Raw genomic sequence first — 16,741 nt, 5'->3', positions numbered from 1 at the left:
AAAATTGTATACTAGTGTATATACATTAGTATTCAGGGGGTGTAAACTGTGAGAAACAATATTAAAAAGCTAACATATACCGCATTATTAACTGCTTTTGCAATTATAATTCCTTTATATTTTGGATTTTTAAAAATTAATTTAGGACCATTTACAGCAACTTTAGCTTCACATGTACCTTTATTTTTAGCCATGTTTTTAGGACCTACAGCTGCAGTAGCAGTAGGGCTAGGCTCAGCATTAGGTTTTCTAATTACAACACCATTAGTTGTGGTTGCTAGAGCCTTTATGCACGTTTTTGTTGGGTTTGTAGGCGGAAGTTTAATTAAAAAAGGTGTAAGCTTTAGGAAGGTAGTTCTTATTACAGCTCCTATCCATGGAGTGTTAGAGGCCATAGCTGTAATACCTTTTGGATTTACAGTATATAAAGTATTGGTTGTAGTTGGGGTTGGTGCAATACTGCATCACTTAGCTGATGGAGTAATATCATATGTTTTAGTTAAAGCATTGAGTAAAACTGGTAAGGGAGAATTTATTCCTAAAACTTCTATAGAATAAAAAATAAGAACACAAAGATACAACTATCTTTGTGTTCTTATTTTTTATATACTATTCAAAGTTTTATGAACTTCTTTTAACATATTTCTAATAGCTATATGTTGAGGGCAAACTTCTTCGCACTTTCCGCATTCAACACAAGAAGAGGCTTTAGATTCCTCTTTTAAACTACTGTATGTTCCATGGCAACTAGATAAGCTGTTATACATAAACGCGTCATTAAGCAATGAAAAATTTTTAGGTATATTAACACCAACTGGACAAGGCATGCAGTAGCCGCAAGCTGTACAGTTAACTTTAGTTAATTCTTTATATTTATTTTTAACTAAATCTATTAGATCAAGTTCAGATTTAGTTAGAGAATTAATAGTAGATTCTTCTGCTGTTTTTATATTGTCTATAACTTGCTCAATATTGCTCATTCCACTTAGTACTAAGGAAACCTCAGGTTGATTCCATAACCACTTTAAAGCCCACTGTACTGGAGTTCTTTTTATTTGCCACTGATTCCATAGTTCATTAATAACTTTTGGAGGTGTTTGAGCAAGCTTACCACCTTTTAAAGGTTCCATAACAATTACAGCTAAACCTTTGTTATAAGCATATTTTAATCCTTCAAGCCCTGCCTGGTAGTATTCATCTAAATAGTTATATTGTATTTGGCAGAAACTCCAGTCATATGAATCTACTATTTCCTTAAAAGTGTCTATATCGTCATGAAAAGAAAAGCCAGCGTATTTTATACGACCATCTTTTAAAGCACTTTCAAGAAATTTAAATACATTAAGAGACTTTAGAATTTCCCATCTTTTTTTATCCAGGGCATGTAGAAGATACATATCTATATAATCTGTATCTAATTTTTTTAATTGTTCATTTAAATATTTATCAAAGTCCTCATATTTTTCTACAAGCCATACAGGTGATTTGGTAGCTAGCTTAACCTTTTCTCTGTAACCATCCTTTAGTGCTTTTGCTACAAGAGGTTCACTATTGCCATTATGATATGGATATGCTGTATCTATATAATTAACACCGTTATCTATAGCATATCTAACTAAATTTATAGCTTCCTCCTCTTTTATTTTTCCATCTTCTGTTGGAAAACGCATACAGCCAAATCCAAGTGAAGATACTTTAAAATCTAATTTCCCGAATTGTCTATATTGCATTATTGTTTACCCCCTAAAATTTAATATAAACAAGATAATTATATAATAAAAAGATACATAATAGAATTAAAGATTATCTATTTAGTCATATATAATTAAAATTACCAATATTTCCTTGATATAATTGTGATATAATATAATTGTAAAAGATATAGAATTTTAAACATAATATTTTATTGCTTTATACTTTTAAATTTACTTTATGATGTTTTAAAATAATTGAGGTGAGATTGATATGGAAAGAAATATTGTAAATTTAGATAGGGAGACTATTGAGAAGATTTTAGCAGAGCTAAATGAAGTAGAGACTCTAACTCCAGAAGATGCAATTAAATTCAGAATCAATAATATAATTAATATAATTTCAAAAGCAGCTAATTTAAAAGATGAAGAATCTATAGAAGATATGGTTTACAGAAAAATGAAAGAAGCTGTATCTAAAAATCCTGATTTGCATGTAAAATTATATATGCTTTATAGAAATCTAACTGAAGGCAAGGTATCACAAGAAGAAGCCAGAGAAATGTATGGAAACTATGTGCAAATGTATCCATATGACACTATGATATATTAATAACAGCTAGCTTAGAGTACTTATTTGATAATAAAATAATAGTTTAAAGAGGGTAAGGTGCCAAGAGGTACCTTTTTATTTGTTGCAAAGTGGGAGTAAATAGCAGCTATGTCCTTGGATAATGATTTCTATAAACGGGAGGTGGTAAACTGTTATGTCTATAAGTTTAGATGAATTTAAGTTTGAGCAGGATAACTTAGAAGATGTAAAGTCATGGCTTCAACAAAAAGCTACTGATATTGAAGAAAATAAAGAGAAGCTTAAAGAAGACATAAATAGAATAAAAAAGAATACTAGCAGCTATAATGTTGAGCTTGAAATATCTAAGCAAATGTATGAAAAAGCATGCAATGATTATGATAAGTACAATGAAGCAAAAGATAAGCCGTATTTTGCAAGAATTGATTTTAAAGAAGATCTAAGAAATATAGACAAATACTATATAGGCAAATTTGGGCTTTACGATGATAAAAATGAAGAAGAAAGAGTAATAGATTGGAGAGCTCCTATTGCAGATTTATATTACAGTGGAACTCAAGGTAAATCAAGTTATGAAGCTCCTATGGGTAAGATTCAAGGAGAACTTCTATTAAAGCGTAAGTTTTTACTTAAGAATTGCCAGATAGTAGATGCATTTGACGAAGGGATAAACGACATAATATTAAGGGCTTCAGAAAATAGTGAGGGAAATGCTCTTATTGACGAGTTTTTAAAAATTAATTTAGAAGAAAGTATCAGTAGCAAATTAAAGGATGTAGTAGCTACAATACAGAAGGAACAGAATGATATTATTAGGGCTGACATAAAAAGGCCTACAATAGTTCAAGGTTCAGCAGGATCGGGAAAGACTACTATTGCATTACATAGATTGGCATATATTTTATATAGATATAAAAACACATTGGATGGAAAAGATGTTTTAGTTGTGGCGCCTAATAGATTGTTTTTAGATTATATATCAGAAGTTCTTCCAAGTCTTGGAGTAGATGAAGTGAGGCAAATTACTTTTGAAGAGCTTTCTTTAAAGTTATTAGGTATAAAAGGGAAAATATCTACAAAAGATCAAAAGTTATCTTATATACTAGAATGTAAAGATGCTGAAGAGAAAAAGTTAATATTTAATAGTAGTAAACTAAGAGGGGATATAATTTATAAAGTAATCATAGATAGATATATTAGATACTTAGAAAAAAGTGATTTAAATATAGAATCTATAAAAGTAGACGAATATACTGTATTTGAAAAAAGTTTTATAAAGAAATTATATTTAAGGGATTTAGCACATATGCCATTAAGTAAAAGAAAAGACGAAATAAAAAGATATTTACTAGGCAGAGCTAAAGAAAAAACTAGAGCAATAGAGGAAGAAATTGAACTTAAATATTCCAGTGAAATAAATAAATTAAAAAAGAGTATGAAAGATGGAGAAGAGAGAAGGAAGCTTTTAATAGATCTTTATGATAAAAGAGATATTGAAAAAGAAAGTGTAGAAGACCAAATAAAATATGCAGTAAAAGAGTATTTTAATAAATGGAATTATAGCGACATTTTAAATTTATACTATGATTTATTTAGAAATAGAGAAGTATTTCAACTGATAACGGAAGGAAAGATTCCTGAACCATTGTATAATTTTATGCTAAGTGAAATAGAGAGCAATTTAAAAAATAATAGAATAGATGCAGATGATTTAGCAGCGTTAGTATATATGTATTTAAAAATATATGGAAATGAATTTGTGTATAAGCATATTGTAATTGATGAGGCACAAGATTATAGTTTATTTCAATTAGAAGTTTTAAAGCTTATGGTTTTAAATAATTCAATGACCATTGTAGGAGATGTAGGTCAAGGAATATATTATTATAAGGGAATAGATAAGTGGGATAAGGTAATTGAAAAGATATTTAACAATAATATAAGTTATACTACTGTAACACAAAGCTACCGATCAACAGTTGAAATTATAAATTTTGCAAATAGAGTATTGGAAAAACAAAAGAATAATTTAAAACCTGCAATGCCTGTATTAAGACATGGTGAAGAACCTAAAATTATAGAAATTGATAACGATGATGAGTTTTTAGAGAAACTAGATTTCATAATTGAAGATGTAAAAAATAAGAAAAAAAGTAGCATAGCAATAATAGGTAAAGACCTAGATGAATGTATAAATATAAATAAAATGTTAAAAAAACGCTATAGAGGCATGTGGAGTTTAATTAAAGGGACAGAAGATATACTAAGTTTAGGTAAAATTATAATACCTTCATATATGACAAAAGGATTAGAGTTTGACTGTAGTATAGTTTACAATTGTAGCGATGAAAATTATAGAAATATGGAATTAGATAAAAAATTATTGTATGTAGCATTAACTAGAGCTCTTCATTTTGAGTATATATTTGTAAGGGGAAACAAATCTCCACTTATCCTATAAAAAATATATGAATTTTAGTTTTATATATTAGACTAATATAAATACCATCAGGGAATAATAGTGATAATATGAGGAATAAAAATATTTAAAGGAGTCTAATTAATAAACGTTATTAATTGAAAAAGATTTAATATTATGATAAAATATTGTTATAGTTTTATGGGGGATATGGAAAAACTTGAGATGGATAGGAGGAAGGTTTAATGGGAGCATTAAAGTTAAAAAATGATATATATTGGGTTGGAGTAAAAGACCCTGGACTTGAGGTTTTTGACATTATAATGGCTACTAAAAAAGGAAGTACATACAACTCTTATCTTATTAACGATGATAAAGTGGTTGTTATAGACAGTGTAAAAGATGGATTTTGGGAAGAGTCATACAATCGCATAAAAGAAATAATTGGAGATAAAAAAATAGACTATATTGTAGTTCAACATACTGAGTTAGATCACAGTGGTTCAGTGAAAAAGTTTTTAGAGGTTTATCCTGATGCAACAATAATAGGAACTACTGCTGCCTTGACTTATTTAAAGGAAATTTTAAATAGAGATTTCAAAGGGGAAAATATTAATAATTTAAAAGAATTAAATACAGGTAAAAATACATTGAAATTTATAGGTGCTCCAAATTTACATTGGCCAGATACAATGTTTACTTATATACCTGAACAAAAGATATTATTTAGCTGTGATGTAACTGGAGCTCATTATTGTCCAGAAGACATGGTAATGGACAGAAATAAAGAAGATTATTTGCATGAGTTTAAATATTATTTTGATTGCATAATGGCACCATTTAAAAAGTTTGTACTAGCTGGATTAGATAAAATAAAGGGACTAGATATAGATATGATAGCTCCAAGTCATGGACCAATACATGCCGGAGAAAATGTAAATGTAGCTTTTAAGCTTTACAGGGAAATGGCTACTGAAGAGCCTCTTGAAAAGAATATACAAATTCTATACATTTCAGCTTACCACAATACAGAAGTGATGGCAGAATATTTGTATAATAAGTTAAAGGAAAAAGGGTTTAAGGTTGGGGTACATGAAATAACTTCTATGGATATTCACAAAGCAGTAGAACTCGTTGACAAAGCAACAGGATTTCTCATAGGGTCACCAACTATAAACCAAGATGCAGTTGAACCAGCATGGAAACTATTAACATCAATATCTGTAATACCAAATAGAGGAAAGGTTTCAGGTGCTTTCGGTTCTTATGGTTGGAGTGGAGAAGGTGTTGGAATGATGACTGAAAGACTAAAATCTATGAAATTTAAAGTAATAGATGAAGGATTAAGATTTAAGTTTGTTCCAGGAGAAAATGATTATAAAGCTGCAGATGATTTCATAGATAAATTTGTTCAATTAATGAAATAGAATATTATAACTAATAGAATAGGAATAATAACCACAACAATCATAGTATATATGTTATGGTTATTATTTTTTAATTTTATACTATTAAAAATAATAATAATTTTAAATATTTATGATAACATAATTATATAAAGTTTAATAGGAGTGATTAATATGAATAAAACAAATATATTAGAGATTTTACAAGAAAATGGATTAAATAATGTAGAAGAAATTACGTCAAAAGAAAACTTATTTGTAGTAAGATTTTTTTATGATTTTGATGAAGATGAGCTAGAGGCAGCAAGAGGATATGCAAATGATGAAAGCGAAGATGAAGAAGATGGAGAAGGCTGGAAGGACGAATACTACTTACCATATTTAAATGATATAGCAGCAGACAATGTAGGAGATACTATTGAAGAGATTACAGAAGAATTTGATATAAATGCTCAGTACATTTCATATGAATTTGATGGAGAAGAAGATACAAATTGTGAATTTATAGCTGTATTTTCAAGTGAAGCTTTTGATATAGAAGAAGTTTTAGAAGAATTAGAACTATAATGAATTAAAGTTATAATATAAGATATTTAGATAGATTAAGCACGTAAATATAATTAATATTAACGTGCTTTTTATTTACATAGATTCATTTTTAGTTTTTTTGCCATAATTTTTTCTGTCTAATATTATTTTTTCATATTCATTTAATAGCTTGTCCAAATGTTTGCTGCAATCTAGAACTATGTCATCAGTTAGATTATTATGGTATATAAGTGCATTTAATATAGCCCGCGAATGCTGTATTTTTTTATCTAGAATTTTCAACTTAGAATCCATTATTACAATCTTCCCTTCAAATTTGAATCAGCAAATATATATTAACAAATATTTCAAGTATTGTGAAGTATTTTCATATGACATTAAATACTATAAAATTTGCTTAGAGTAAAAAAAGTTTAAAGAAATTTAAAAATATAAAAAATAAATAAAATATAAAGGATATAGTATATAACTTTGCTTAAATTAATTCAAATGTTATGTAGTAAACTTGTATAAATCTATATATATGTTATAATATTTATCGTAAATTGTTATATATTATTGGCGAATTTTCATGAAAACTGATTATAAATTATAAAATATGTTGAAATGATTACATATAGATTTGGAGGGTTTATATATGATTAATACAGATGTAGCAATGGGACTTGTTAGGGTAACTGAATCAGCAGCATTAAAAGGGGCCAAGCTTATGGGAAGAGGAGACAAAAATGCAGCAGATCAGGCAGCGGTAGATGGAATGGAGAAGGCTTTTAGCTTGATGCCTATAAGGGGAACTGTTGTTATAGGTGAAGGAGAGCTTGATGAAGCTCCAATGCTTTATATTGGACAAAAGGTAGGCATTTGGCATGAAAATATGCTGGAAATGGACATTGCAGTAGATCCGGTAGACGGAACAGTTCTTATTGCAAAAGGTCTGCCTAATTCAATTGCTGTTGTTGCTATGGGACCTAAGGGAAGTCTATTACATGCTCCAGATATGTATATGAAAAAGATTGCAGTTGGAGCAGGAGCAAAAGGGGCTATAGATATAAACAAATCTCCAAAAGAAAATATAATTAATGTAGCCAAGGCATTGAATAAGGATATAGAAGATTTAACTATAATAGTACAAGAAAGAGAAAGACATAACTATATAGTAGAGCAGGCTAGAGAAGTAGGGGCTAGAGTAAAGCTTTTTGGAGAAGGAGATGTAGCAGCTATTTTAGCATGCGGGTTTGAGGACACTGGAATAGATTTGATGATTGGTACAGGTGGTGCTCCAGAAGGAGTTATAGCGGCGGCAGCTATTAAATGTATGGGCGGAGAAATGCAAGCAAAACTTGAACCACATAGTGAAGAAGAAAGAATAAGATGTGCTCAAATGGGTATAAGTGATATTGAAAAAGTGTTAACAACAGACGATTTAGTAAAAACTGATGATGTATATTTTGCAGCTACAGCTCTTACAGATAGTGATTTACTAAAAGGAGTTGTATTCTCTAGAAATGATATGGCTACAACTTACTCTGTAGTAATGAGATCAAAAACAGGTACTATAAGATTTGTTGAAGCAATTCACAAGTTAAATAAAAGTAGTTTATCATAATGAATAGTATACACATAGCAATTTAGTTTATCTAGTGTTTTAACGATAATAATTGCTATGTGTATTTTTATATGAGGGTTTATGTGTGTAAATACTAAAATACCAGCTATTATTATGGATAAAAGCGGTATCATAATGTAAAATATAATATATAAATTATTAGTTACGAAACTTAATCTAATTATTATATTAATATAAATACAAAGAGAGGATGGCTAATGAAGATAACAGTTGAAAATTTAATAAAAGATTTAGATTTTGAGGTGCTAGTTAGAGGAGAAGCAAAAAAAGAGATAAAGACAAGCGATATAAATAGGCCGGGACTTCAATTTGCTGGTTTTTATAGTTATTTTGCTAACGAAAGAGTTCAAATTGTAGGAAAGGCAGAATGGAGTTTTCTTGAAAATATGCCATTGGAAATTATGGAGAAGAGAATGAAAAAATTTTTTCAATTTGAAACTCCATGTATTATTATAGCCAGGGAGTTAGAACCACATGAGGCATTTATTGAAAATGCTAGATTAAATAATAGATGGATTTTAAGAAGTGCAAGTCTAACTACTCAAATTGTTACAAAATTAAAAAACTACCTTGATGCAAAATTAGCTCCATCCACTAGAATGCATGGTGTTTTAGTAGATGTCTACGGTATAGGTATATTAATAATGGGCGAAAGTGGTATAGGTAAAAGTGAAACTGCATTGGAACTTATAAAAAGAGGGCACAGGCTTGTTGCAGATGATGCTGTAGATATAAAAGAGATTGATGGCAACCTTCTTGGTACTGCTCCTTACATAACATCAGGTATGATGGAGGTAAGAGGCATGGGGATTATTGATGTTCCTGCTCTTTATGGATTAAGCTCTATATTAGAGGAAAAAACCATAGATATTTTAATATACTTAGAGCAGTGGAAGTCAGATCAGAATTATGATAGGTTGGGAATTGATGAGGAGTTTATAGATATATTAGGAGTTCCAATAAGAAAGATAACTGTTCCTATAAGACCTGGAAGGAACATAGCAGTTATAATAGAAGCAGCTGCAGCTAACTATAGATATAATCTAGTTTCTAAGATATCACCAGTGGAAACTATTGATAAAAGAATGGAAGAAGTGATGAATGGTGAAAGAGAAAACTCTAATTAGAAATATTGTAATGGAAAAAAGAAAAGCTCTATCTAAAGAATTAAAAGAAGTTTTTGATAATAATATACTTGATAAAATACTATCCAGCAAAGAATATGAAGAGGCCAAAACTATTCTAGTTTATGTAAGCTTTGAAGGTGAAGTGGATACTCATAAGTTTATTAAGTATGCCATAGATGATAATAAGAAGGTGTGTGTGCCTAAGGTTATGTCGAAGCAAGAAGGCATGAAAGCTGTAAATATAAGTTCATTTAATGATTTAAAGATTGGAAAGTATGGTATATTAGAGCCTTTAGATTTTAGTAGAGAAGTTCAAGAAAAGGAAATAGATTTAGTAATAATGCCAGGAGTAGCTTTTGATAAAAATGGAGGAAGAATAGGCTATGGTGGAGCTTTTTATGATAGATTTTTAAAAAAATTAAGAGACAAAATCCCCAAAATTGCTTTAGCTTATGATTTTCAAGTATTTGACAAAGTTCCTGTAGAAGAACATGATGAAAAAATTAATAGAATAATCACTAATTGAAATACTAATACTAATTAAAAATGTAGTTATTTAATTAAAATACACTACAATATCCAAGCTTTTATTTAAGGTTGGTGATTATGTGAAAGTTTTAGACATTTTAAATGACTTTAAAGAAGTAGATAAGGATTGGAAAGTAGGAAAGAGTAATTATTGGGTATTACTAAATAATAAAGAAATTGAAGACTTAAAAGAAAAAATTATTTTAGATGAAGAAAGTCTTGCCCAATGTATAAGCCCAGTGGATACTTCATCTAAAATAATTTTTTTTGATGGGTATATGTTTTTAAGTTTTAATATACTGGGATACAGAAATGAAATGGTAAAAAGTAGAGAGTTAAATATCTATCTCAGCAAGGATTATATAATAACGTTACACAACAATGATATAGACATAATTGATGAATTGATAAAGGATATAAAAGATCTAAAAAACTGTTTTTTACTGAAAAATAGTCCTAATCCTTCAATGATTTTATACTATTTGCTAGATAGAATAGTTGTAAAGAATTATAACATCATGGCCCAATTAGAAGAAAAAGCAGATAAGATAGAAATAGAAATACTAAAAAATCCTTCAAGGGAGCATGCAGACGAGTTAATACACTTAAGAAGACAGGTATATAAGCTAAGAAAGTTTTTAAATCCATTAAGGTATGTTGGAGATACTTTAGTAAGCAATGATAATGCTATAATTAATGAGGTAGATATTACACATTTTCACAGTATGAATATGAAAATAAATAAGCTTATGTCCACTTTAGAAAGTTTAGTTCAAGATTTAGCTTTAGTAAGAGAGGCTTTTGAATCTGAAATAGCAAATAAAACTAATGATCTTATGAAAATTTTTACTATAATAACTAGTGTATTTTTACCTCTAAATTTAATAACAAGTATTCAGGGAATGAACTTTGAAAATATGCCTCTAGCATCTTCAACCTATGGATATTATTATGTAATATTATTGATGATAATTATATCTATAGTGCTAATGTGTATTTTCAAGAGAAAAAAATGGTTATAACTGGTTATATATTTAAAAATATACTACAATGTTTTCTGAATTTTTAATTTTGTGATATAATATGGTCATTGAACCGTAAAAGTGTAATTTTGTATATAGTTAATAGTAGATAGGGGGAACTAAAATGTCAGATAAAAAAAGTAATAAAAGTACACTAGAAAAAAAATACGAATATGCTTGGGATAAATACTCAAAAGAAGATTTAAATAAGGTATTTGAATTAAATGATAGATATATAGATTTTATGTCTAAATGTAAAACAGAAAGAGAATGTGTTACAGAATTTGTTCAAATAGCTGAGAAGCATGGATATAAAAATCTTGAGGAAAAAATAAAGAAGAATGAAAAGCTTACTAAGGGAGACAAAGTATATGTAAACCATATGGGTAAATCACTTGCTATGTTTGTAATTGGTAGTCAGCCATTTGAAGATGGAATGAGAATATTAGGAGCTCACGTAGATTCACCAAGATTAGATTTGAAACAAAATCCAGTATACGAAGATACTGATCTAGCAATGCTTGAAACTCATTACTATGGTGGAATTAAGAAATACCAATGGGTAACTATTCCTCTTGCAATTCATGGCGTTTTTGTTAAGAAAGATGGAAGTGTTATCAATGTGGTTATAGGAGAAGATGAAAGCGATCCTGTAGTAGGAATCTCTGACCTTTTAGTACACTTATCTGCAAGCCAAATGGAAAAGAAGCTAGCTAAAGGTATAGAAGGAGAAGATCTAAATATATTAGTTGGAAGTATTCCTATAGAGGATAAAGAATCAAAGAATAGAGTGAAACAAAACATATTAGAGATATTAAACAAAAAATATGATATCGACGAAGAAGATTTTGTATCAGCTGAACTTGAAATTGTACCTGCAGGACGTGCAAGACACTATGGATTAGATAGAAGCATGGTTATGGCTTATGGTCATGATGATAGAGTATGTTCTTACACATCCTTTGAAGCTATGTTAGAGGTTAAAAATCCAACTAAAACTTGTGTTGTTCTTTTAGTTGACAAAGAGGAAATAGGAAGTGTTGGAGCTACAGGAATGCAGTCAAAATTCTTTGAAAATGCTGTAGCAGAAATTATGAATCTTACAGGAGAATATAGTGAATTAAAGGTTAGACGTACTCTTGCAAATTCAAAAATGCTTTCTTCAGATGTAAGTGCAGCTTTTGATCCAAATTATCCATCTGTAATGGAAAAGAGAAATTCTGCATACTTTGGAAAAGGAGTAGTATTTAACAAGTATACTGGAGCTAGAGGAAAGTCTGGTTCTAATGATGCAAATGCAGAGTATGTAGGACAAATAAGATCTATTATGGAAAAACATAATGTTTCATGGCAAACTGCTGAACTTGGAAAGGTTGATGAAGGCGGCGGTGGCACAATAGCTTATATATTAGCTCAATATGGAATGGAAGTTATAGACTGTGGTGTTGCTGTACAAAATATGCATGCTCCATGGGAAGTTGTATCAAAAGCAGATGTTTATGAAACAATGCAAGCTTATTGTGCATTCTTAAAAGAAGCTTAAAAGTGATTTTATTAAATTTAGCTGGGAGATAAGAGAATGGATGAGTTACTTAAATTCGTTAATGATCCGGCTAATGCAAAGAAAGTTTACACAGTTCTTGTATTAGTAGGACTAGGTCTGATAGCTAATACAGTAAAAAGAGTAATGGACGAAATTAAAAGAAAATAAATTAAAGCCTCTATATTTAATTATAGGGGCTTTAATTCATTTAAAAAGTTTTGAAGGTGACTACCTGTAAGTGGGAATTTCCCTACATATCCATGTTTTTTATCTTCTTTTTCAAGACCGTGATAATCTGAGCCAGCAGTAATAATTTTATTATGTTTTTCGGCTAAATCAATAAAATGATCCTCTTCCCCTTCCTTGTTTAAAGGATAAATAGCCTCAATACAATCAAAGTCATATTTTATTATTTCTTCAATAGGAGATTTTCTTATCAGTGTTGGGTGAGCTAAACTAGTTAAAGCATTTACTGTTTTTAAAACATCCAGGCCTTCTTGTATACTAATTTCTTTATTTGGTACGTAAGCAGGGCTATTATTACCTATAAAATTTTCAAATATATATCTAAAATCATAATCATATCCAGATTCCATTATCTCCTTAGCTATATGGGGTCTTGCTATTATACCATGGCTGCGTAATAATAATTTTTCAAAATCAATTTTTATATTAAAGAAAACATCTAAATTATCCACTATTTTTTTTGCCCTATATATTCTATAGTCCTGTATATCCTTTAAATATTTTTGAAATAGAGGAGTTTTATAGGAGTTATCTCTAAAGTATCCTAGTATATGAATATTTTCATCATTATATCTAGTAGATAGTTCCATTCCAGGTATAACTTTAACTCCTAGTTCTTTCCCCGCAGCTAAGGCACTATCAATTCCAAAAGTGTTATCGTGATCTGTAATTGCAATTATATCTAAACCTTCATTTTTAGCTAAAACAAGCAATTCTTTTGAAGAGAGTTTACCGTCAGATGCATTTGTATGTAAATGAAAGTCTCCTTTTTTATACATTAAATCACCTCAAGATTTTATTTTGTAATGGTTTTTAACTAATAATCTATATTATACTATATATAGATATATTTATCTTTATAAATTATTTTTAAAAGATATTTTGTAATTATGTAAAATATTTAGTTAAATATGAGTTGAAATAAACTAATAGTTAAAGGATATACTATATTTATTAAGCAAATAAACCTGTATATAAATTTTCTCTCAAAATTTTAATCTTTTTGAGAAATATTTGGTAAAATAGATAATAGCTACATAAAACAAAGGAGGCAATTAAATGAATTTTGAACTTAATAAGGTCTATAATGGTTTTAAGTTAATTAAGGAACAACAAGTAAAAGATATAAATTCTAAAGCTAGAATATTTGAACACGAAAAAAGTGGAGCAAAATTATTAAATCTAGAAAATGATGATGATAATAAGGTGTTTGCTATAGGGTTTAGAACTCCACCTAGTGATAGTACAGGGGTACCTCATATTATGGAACATTCAGTGCTATGTGGTTCAAGAAAGTTTCCCATAAAGGATCCATTTGTAGAACTTGCTAAGGGATCACTTAATACTTTTTTAAATGCAATGACTTATCCAGATAAAACTATATATCCTGTGGCTAGCAAAAATGAAAAAGATCTTTTTAATTTAATGGATGTATATTTAGATGCAGTATTTTATCCTAATATATATAAGTATAAAGAAATACTAATGCAAGAAGGATGGCACTATGAACTTAATAATAAAGAAGAGGATATTACCTATAAAGGGGTAGTCTATAATGAGATGAAGGGAGCTTTTTCATCTCCAGAGGATGTACTTTATAGAAAAATACAAGAATCATTATTTCCGGATACAACTTATGGAGTGGAGTCCGGAGGAGATCCTGAACATATTCCAGATTTAACATATGAACAATTTTTAGGTTTTCATAAAAAGTATTATCATCCTTCAAATAGTTATATATTCTTATATGGTAATGGAAATTTAAATAGTCAGCTTGAATTTATAGATAAAGAGTATTTAAGTGATTTTAATAAAGAACAGATAGATTCTCACATAAAAGTTCAAAAGCCTTTTGGAGGAATTAAAGACTTTAAATGTGAATATTCTGTCTCAAAAGAAGATCAAGGAAAGGATAAAACCTTCCTAAGTTTAAATTTTGTACTTGGAGAGGCATGTAACCCAGAGGTGTATTTAGCATTTGATATATTGGAATATTTACTTTTAGAAACACCAGCATCACCTCTTAAGAAGGAACTTATAGATTCATGTATAGGAAAAGATGTATATGGATTTTTTGATAGCAGTATACTTCAGCCAGTATTTAGTATTGTAGTAAAGAATTCAAATGCTGATAAAAAGGAAGAGTTTAAGAAAATTGTTTTCAACACCTTAAAGAATTTATCACAAAATGGAATAGATAAAAAATTAATAGAAGCATGTATAAATATAAAGGAATTTAGATTAAGAGAAGGAGATACAAGAAATTATCCAAAGGGATTATTATTTTATAGTAAGGTAATGGATAGTTGGCTTTATGATGGTGAGCCATTAGTACATTTAGAATTTGAAAATACTTTAGAAAAAATAAAGTCAGCATTAACAACTAACTATTTTGAAGAACTTATAGAAAAATATTTAATTAATGCTGATCATGGCTCATTAATTACTCTAGTTCCAAAGCCTGGACTTGGAGATGAGAAAGCTGAAAAATTAAGGAATAAGTTAAGTGAATATAAAGCATCACTTTCTGATAAAGAATTAGATGAATTAATAGCAGAAACAAATTCTTTAAGAGAGAGGCAGACTACACCAGAAAAGAAAGAAGATCTAGAAAAAGTACCACTACTTTCATTAAAAGATATAGCAGAAAAAGCAGAAGAGTTGATCTTACAAGAAAGAGCAATAGGAGAAAATAAAGTGTTATTTCACCCTATGTTTACAAATAAGATAGCCTATATAAAGTTTATATTTGATATTAGAACTGTTGATGAAGCACATATTCCTTATATTGGTCTTCTATCTGGAATATTAGGTAGAATAGGAACAGAAAAATATAGTTATGCAGATTTATCAAATGAGATAAATATATACACTGGAGGAATAAGTTACGCGGCTACAACATTTATTCAAAATGGAACAGCAGGAGAATTTGTGCCTAAATTTATAGTAAGATCTAAGGCCTTAATAGATAAAGTTCCAAAGGTTATAGAACTGTTAGAGGATATTTCATTAAATACAAAGCTAGATGATAAGAAAAGATTAAAAGAAATTATACAAGAAATAAAATCACGTTTAGAAATGGTTATATTTGATGCAGGTCATGTGGTAGCGGCTAATAGGTTATTCTCATACTTTTCTCCAGTTGGGAAATACGAAGAAAGAATATCTGGATTAGAATTTTATAAGTTCATCGAAGATCTAGAGGAAAACTTTGATAAAAAATCTGATGAAATAATAAGAAATTTGCAAGAAGTTTCAACACTTATATTTAATAGAAAAGATTTGATTATAAGTTTAGCCTCAGAAGAGGATGATTATAAAGCTATAGAAGAAAGTCTATCCAGCTTTGTATGTAAACTAAATAATAAAGATTTATCAATTAAAGAATATAGATTTGAAATAGATCCTAAGAATGAAGGGTTATTAACTCAAGGAGACGTTCAATACGTAGTAAAGGGATATAATTTTAAACAGTTAGGATATGATTATAAAGGAAGTTTACAAGTACTTAAGACTATAGAAAGCCTTGATTATCTATGGAGTAATATACGTGTTCTTGGAGGCGCTTATGGTTCTTTTGCCAGCTTTGGAAGAAGCGGAAATATGTTCTTTGGTTCATATAGAGATCCTAATTTAAAAGGAACTCTAGAAGTTTTTGATAAAGCCGAAGAATATTTAAAAAACTTTGATGTTGATGAAAGAGAAATGACTAAATATATAATTGGTACAATAAGCAGTCTAGATACACCATTAACTCCTTCTTTGAAAGCAGATAAAGCAGATGCATATTATCTAAGTAAAATAACTGATGATGATATACAAAAGGAAAGAGATGAAGTATTGAACTGTAAAAAGGAAGACATAAAAGGATTTGCAAATTTAATTTCAGATGCAATGAAGCAAAATTATATATGTGTTCTAGGAAATGCATCAAAGATTAAAGAAAATAAAGAAATCTTTAAAGAGTTAGTAGAAGTATTTAAATAATTGT

At 29.0% G+C, this 16,741-nt stretch carries 15 protein-coding genes; 12 read left to right on the top strand and 3 right to left on the bottom strand.

The annotated features are described in order from the left end of the window. Positions 1-48 precede the first annotated feature (48 nt). The gene (locus ACWW38_RS03900; protein WP_456259500.1) at positions 49-558 is read left to right on the top strand and encodes an ECF transporter S component; all 510 of its coding nucleotides are present in this window, start codon (positions 49-51) and stop codon (positions 556-558) included. A gap of 44 nt (positions 559-602) precedes the next feature. Here the strand turns inward: ACWW38_RS03900 and ACWW38_RS03895 are convergent, their stop codons facing one another. Then, positions 603-1,730, bottom strand: a complete 1,128-nt coding sequence (locus ACWW38_RS03895) for an aldo/keto reductase (RefSeq protein ID WP_456259499.1) — start codon at positions 1,728-1,730, stop codon at positions 603-605. 235 nt (positions 1,731-1,965) lie between these two features. On the opposite strand from ACWW38_RS03895, the gene ACWW38_RS03890 reads away from it, so the two are divergent. The 4 genes from ACWW38_RS03890 (at position 1,966) to ACWW38_RS03875 (ending at position 6,675) form a co-directional block, all read left to right on the top strand. Continuing rightward, a complete protein-coding gene (locus tag ACWW38_RS03890) occupies positions 1,966-2,304 on the top strand; it encodes a hypothetical protein (RefSeq protein ID WP_456259498.1) in 339 nt (112 codons plus the stop codon). Between the two features lie 154 nt (positions 2,305-2,458). Beyond that, on the top strand, positions 2,459-4,744 hold the full coding sequence (gene helD, locus ACWW38_RS03885) for an RNA polymerase recycling motor HelD (protein ID WP_456259497.1): 2,286 nt from the start codon (positions 2,459-2,461) through the stop codon (positions 4,742-4,744). Between the two features lie 203 nt (positions 4,745-4,947). Beyond that, a complete protein-coding gene (locus ACWW38_RS03880) occupies positions 4,948-6,129 on the top strand; it encodes an FprA family A-type flavoprotein (protein ID WP_456259496.1) in 1,182 nt (393 codons plus the stop codon). A 153-nt stretch (positions 6,130-6,282) separates the two neighbouring features. Next, positions 6,283-6,675, top strand: a complete 393-nt coding sequence (locus ACWW38_RS03875; RefSeq protein ID WP_456259495.1) for a hypothetical protein — start codon at positions 6,283-6,285, stop codon at positions 6,673-6,675. 75 nt (positions 6,676-6,750) lie between these two features. Here the strand turns inward: ACWW38_RS03875 and ACWW38_RS03870 are convergent, their stop codons facing one another. Next, entirely contained in the window at positions 6,751-6,951 is a 201-nt protein-coding gene (locus tag ACWW38_RS03870) for a Spo0E family sporulation regulatory protein-aspartic acid phosphatase (protein ID WP_456259494.1), read from the bottom strand. A gap of 343 nt (positions 6,952-7,294) precedes the next feature. On the opposite strand from ACWW38_RS03870, the gene glpX reads away from it, so the two are divergent. The 6 genes from glpX (at position 7,295) to ACWW38_RS03840 (ending at position 12,672) form a co-directional block, all read left to right on the top strand. Further along, positions 7,295-8,263: a class II fructose-bisphosphatase gene (gene glpX, locus ACWW38_RS03865; protein WP_456259493.1), complete on the top strand. Its 969-nt coding sequence runs from the start codon at positions 7,295-7,297 to the stop codon at positions 8,261-8,263. A gap of 218 nt (positions 8,264-8,481) precedes the next feature. After that, on the top strand, positions 8,482-9,411 hold the full coding sequence (gene hprK, locus ACWW38_RS03860) for an HPr(Ser) kinase/phosphatase (protein WP_456259492.1): 930 nt from the start codon (positions 8,482-8,484) through the stop codon (positions 9,409-9,411). Continuing rightward, positions 9,386-9,937 carry a 5-formyltetrahydrofolate cyclo-ligase gene (locus ACWW38_RS03855; protein ID WP_456259491.1) on the top strand — a complete coding sequence of 184 codons (552 nt, stop codon included), beginning with the start codon at positions 9,386-9,388 and terminating at the stop codon, positions 9,935-9,937. Before hprK ends, ACWW38_RS03855 begins: the two co-directional genes overlap by 26 nt. 82 nt (positions 9,938-10,019) lie before the next feature. Next, positions 10,020-10,961 (top strand): magnesium transporter CorA family protein, encoded by a 942-nt coding sequence (locus ACWW38_RS03850; RefSeq protein ID WP_456259490.1) that lies wholly within the window; start codon positions 10,020-10,022, stop codon positions 10,959-10,961. A gap of 124 nt (positions 10,962-11,085) precedes the next feature. Next, on the top strand, positions 11,086-12,504 hold the full coding sequence (locus ACWW38_RS03845) for an aminopeptidase (protein WP_456259489.1): 1,419 nt from the start codon (positions 11,086-11,088) through the stop codon (positions 12,502-12,504). 36 nt (positions 12,505-12,540) lie between these two features. Beyond that, a complete protein-coding gene (locus ACWW38_RS03840) occupies positions 12,541-12,672 on the top strand; it encodes a hypothetical protein (RefSeq protein ID WP_456259488.1) in 132 nt (43 codons plus the stop codon). A gap of 20 nt (positions 12,673-12,692) precedes the next feature. Here the strand turns inward: ACWW38_RS03840 and ACWW38_RS03835 are convergent, their stop codons facing one another. Further along, complete coding sequence (locus tag ACWW38_RS03835) at positions 12,693-13,529, bottom strand: PHP domain-containing protein (RefSeq protein ID WP_456259487.1); 837 nt, start codon at positions 13,527-13,529, stop codon at positions 12,693-12,695. A gap of 280 nt (positions 13,530-13,809) precedes the next feature. Here ACWW38_RS03835 and ACWW38_RS03830 point away from each other — a divergent pair, with 280 nt between their 5' ends. Next, a complete protein-coding gene (locus ACWW38_RS03830) occupies positions 13,810-16,737 on the top strand; it encodes an insulinase family protein (protein WP_456259486.1) in 2,928 nt (975 codons plus the stop codon). Positions 16,738-16,741 lie beyond the last annotated feature (4 nt).

It is taken from the genome of Clostridium sp. JNZ J1-5 (assembly GCF_053901425.1).
This window is presented reverse-complemented; position numbering and strand designations above follow the sequence as displayed.

What these genes read in the sequence shown, in the direction of transcription:
- ACWW38_RS03840 (WP_456259488.1), top strand. Translation starts at nt 12,541, where the DNA reads ATGGATGAGTTACTTAAATTCGTTAATGATCCGGCTAATGCAAAGAAA.
- ACWW38_RS03845 (WP_456259489.1), top strand. Translation starts at nt 11,086, where the DNA reads ATGTCAGATAAAAAAAGTAATAAAAGTACACTAGAAAAAAAATACGAA.
- ACWW38_RS03890 (WP_456259498.1), top strand. Translation starts at nt 1,966, where the DNA reads ATGGAAAGAAATATTGTAAATTTAGATAGGGAGACTATTGAGAAGATT.
- helD (WP_456259497.1), top strand. Translation starts at nt 2,459, where the DNA reads ATGTCTATAAGTTTAGATGAATTTAAGTTTGAGCAGGATAACTTAGAA.
- ACWW38_RS03830 (WP_456259486.1), top strand. Translation starts at nt 13,810, where the DNA reads ATGAATTTTGAACTTAATAAGGTCTATAATGGTTTTAAGTTAATTAAG.
- ACWW38_RS03880 (WP_456259496.1), top strand. Translation starts at nt 4,948, where the DNA reads ATGGGAGCATTAAAGTTAAAAAATGATATATATTGGGTTGGAGTAAAA.
- ACWW38_RS03835 (WP_456259487.1), bottom strand. Translation starts at nt 13,529, where the DNA reads ATGTATAAAAAAGGAGACTTTCATTTACATACAAATGCATCTGACGGT.
- ACWW38_RS03855 (WP_456259491.1), top strand. Translation starts at nt 9,386, where the DNA reads ATGGTGAAAGAGAAAACTCTAATTAGAAATATTGTAATGGAAAAAAGA.
- ACWW38_RS03895 (WP_456259499.1), bottom strand. Translation starts at nt 1,730, where the DNA reads ATGCAATATAGACAATTCGGGAAATTAGATTTTAAAGTATCTTCACTT.
- hprK (WP_456259492.1), top strand. Translation starts at nt 8,482, where the DNA reads ATGAAGATAACAGTTGAAAATTTAATAAAAGATTTAGATTTTGAGGTG.
- ACWW38_RS03875 (WP_456259495.1), top strand. Translation starts at nt 6,283, where the DNA reads ATGAATAAAACAAATATATTAGAGATTTTACAAGAAAATGGATTAAAT.
- glpX (WP_456259493.1), top strand. Translation starts at nt 7,295, where the DNA reads ATGATTAATACAGATGTAGCAATGGGACTTGTTAGGGTAACTGAATCA.
- ACWW38_RS03870 (WP_456259494.1), bottom strand. Translation starts at nt 6,951, where the DNA reads ATGGATTCTAAGTTGAAAATTCTAGATAAAAAAATACAGCATTCGCGG.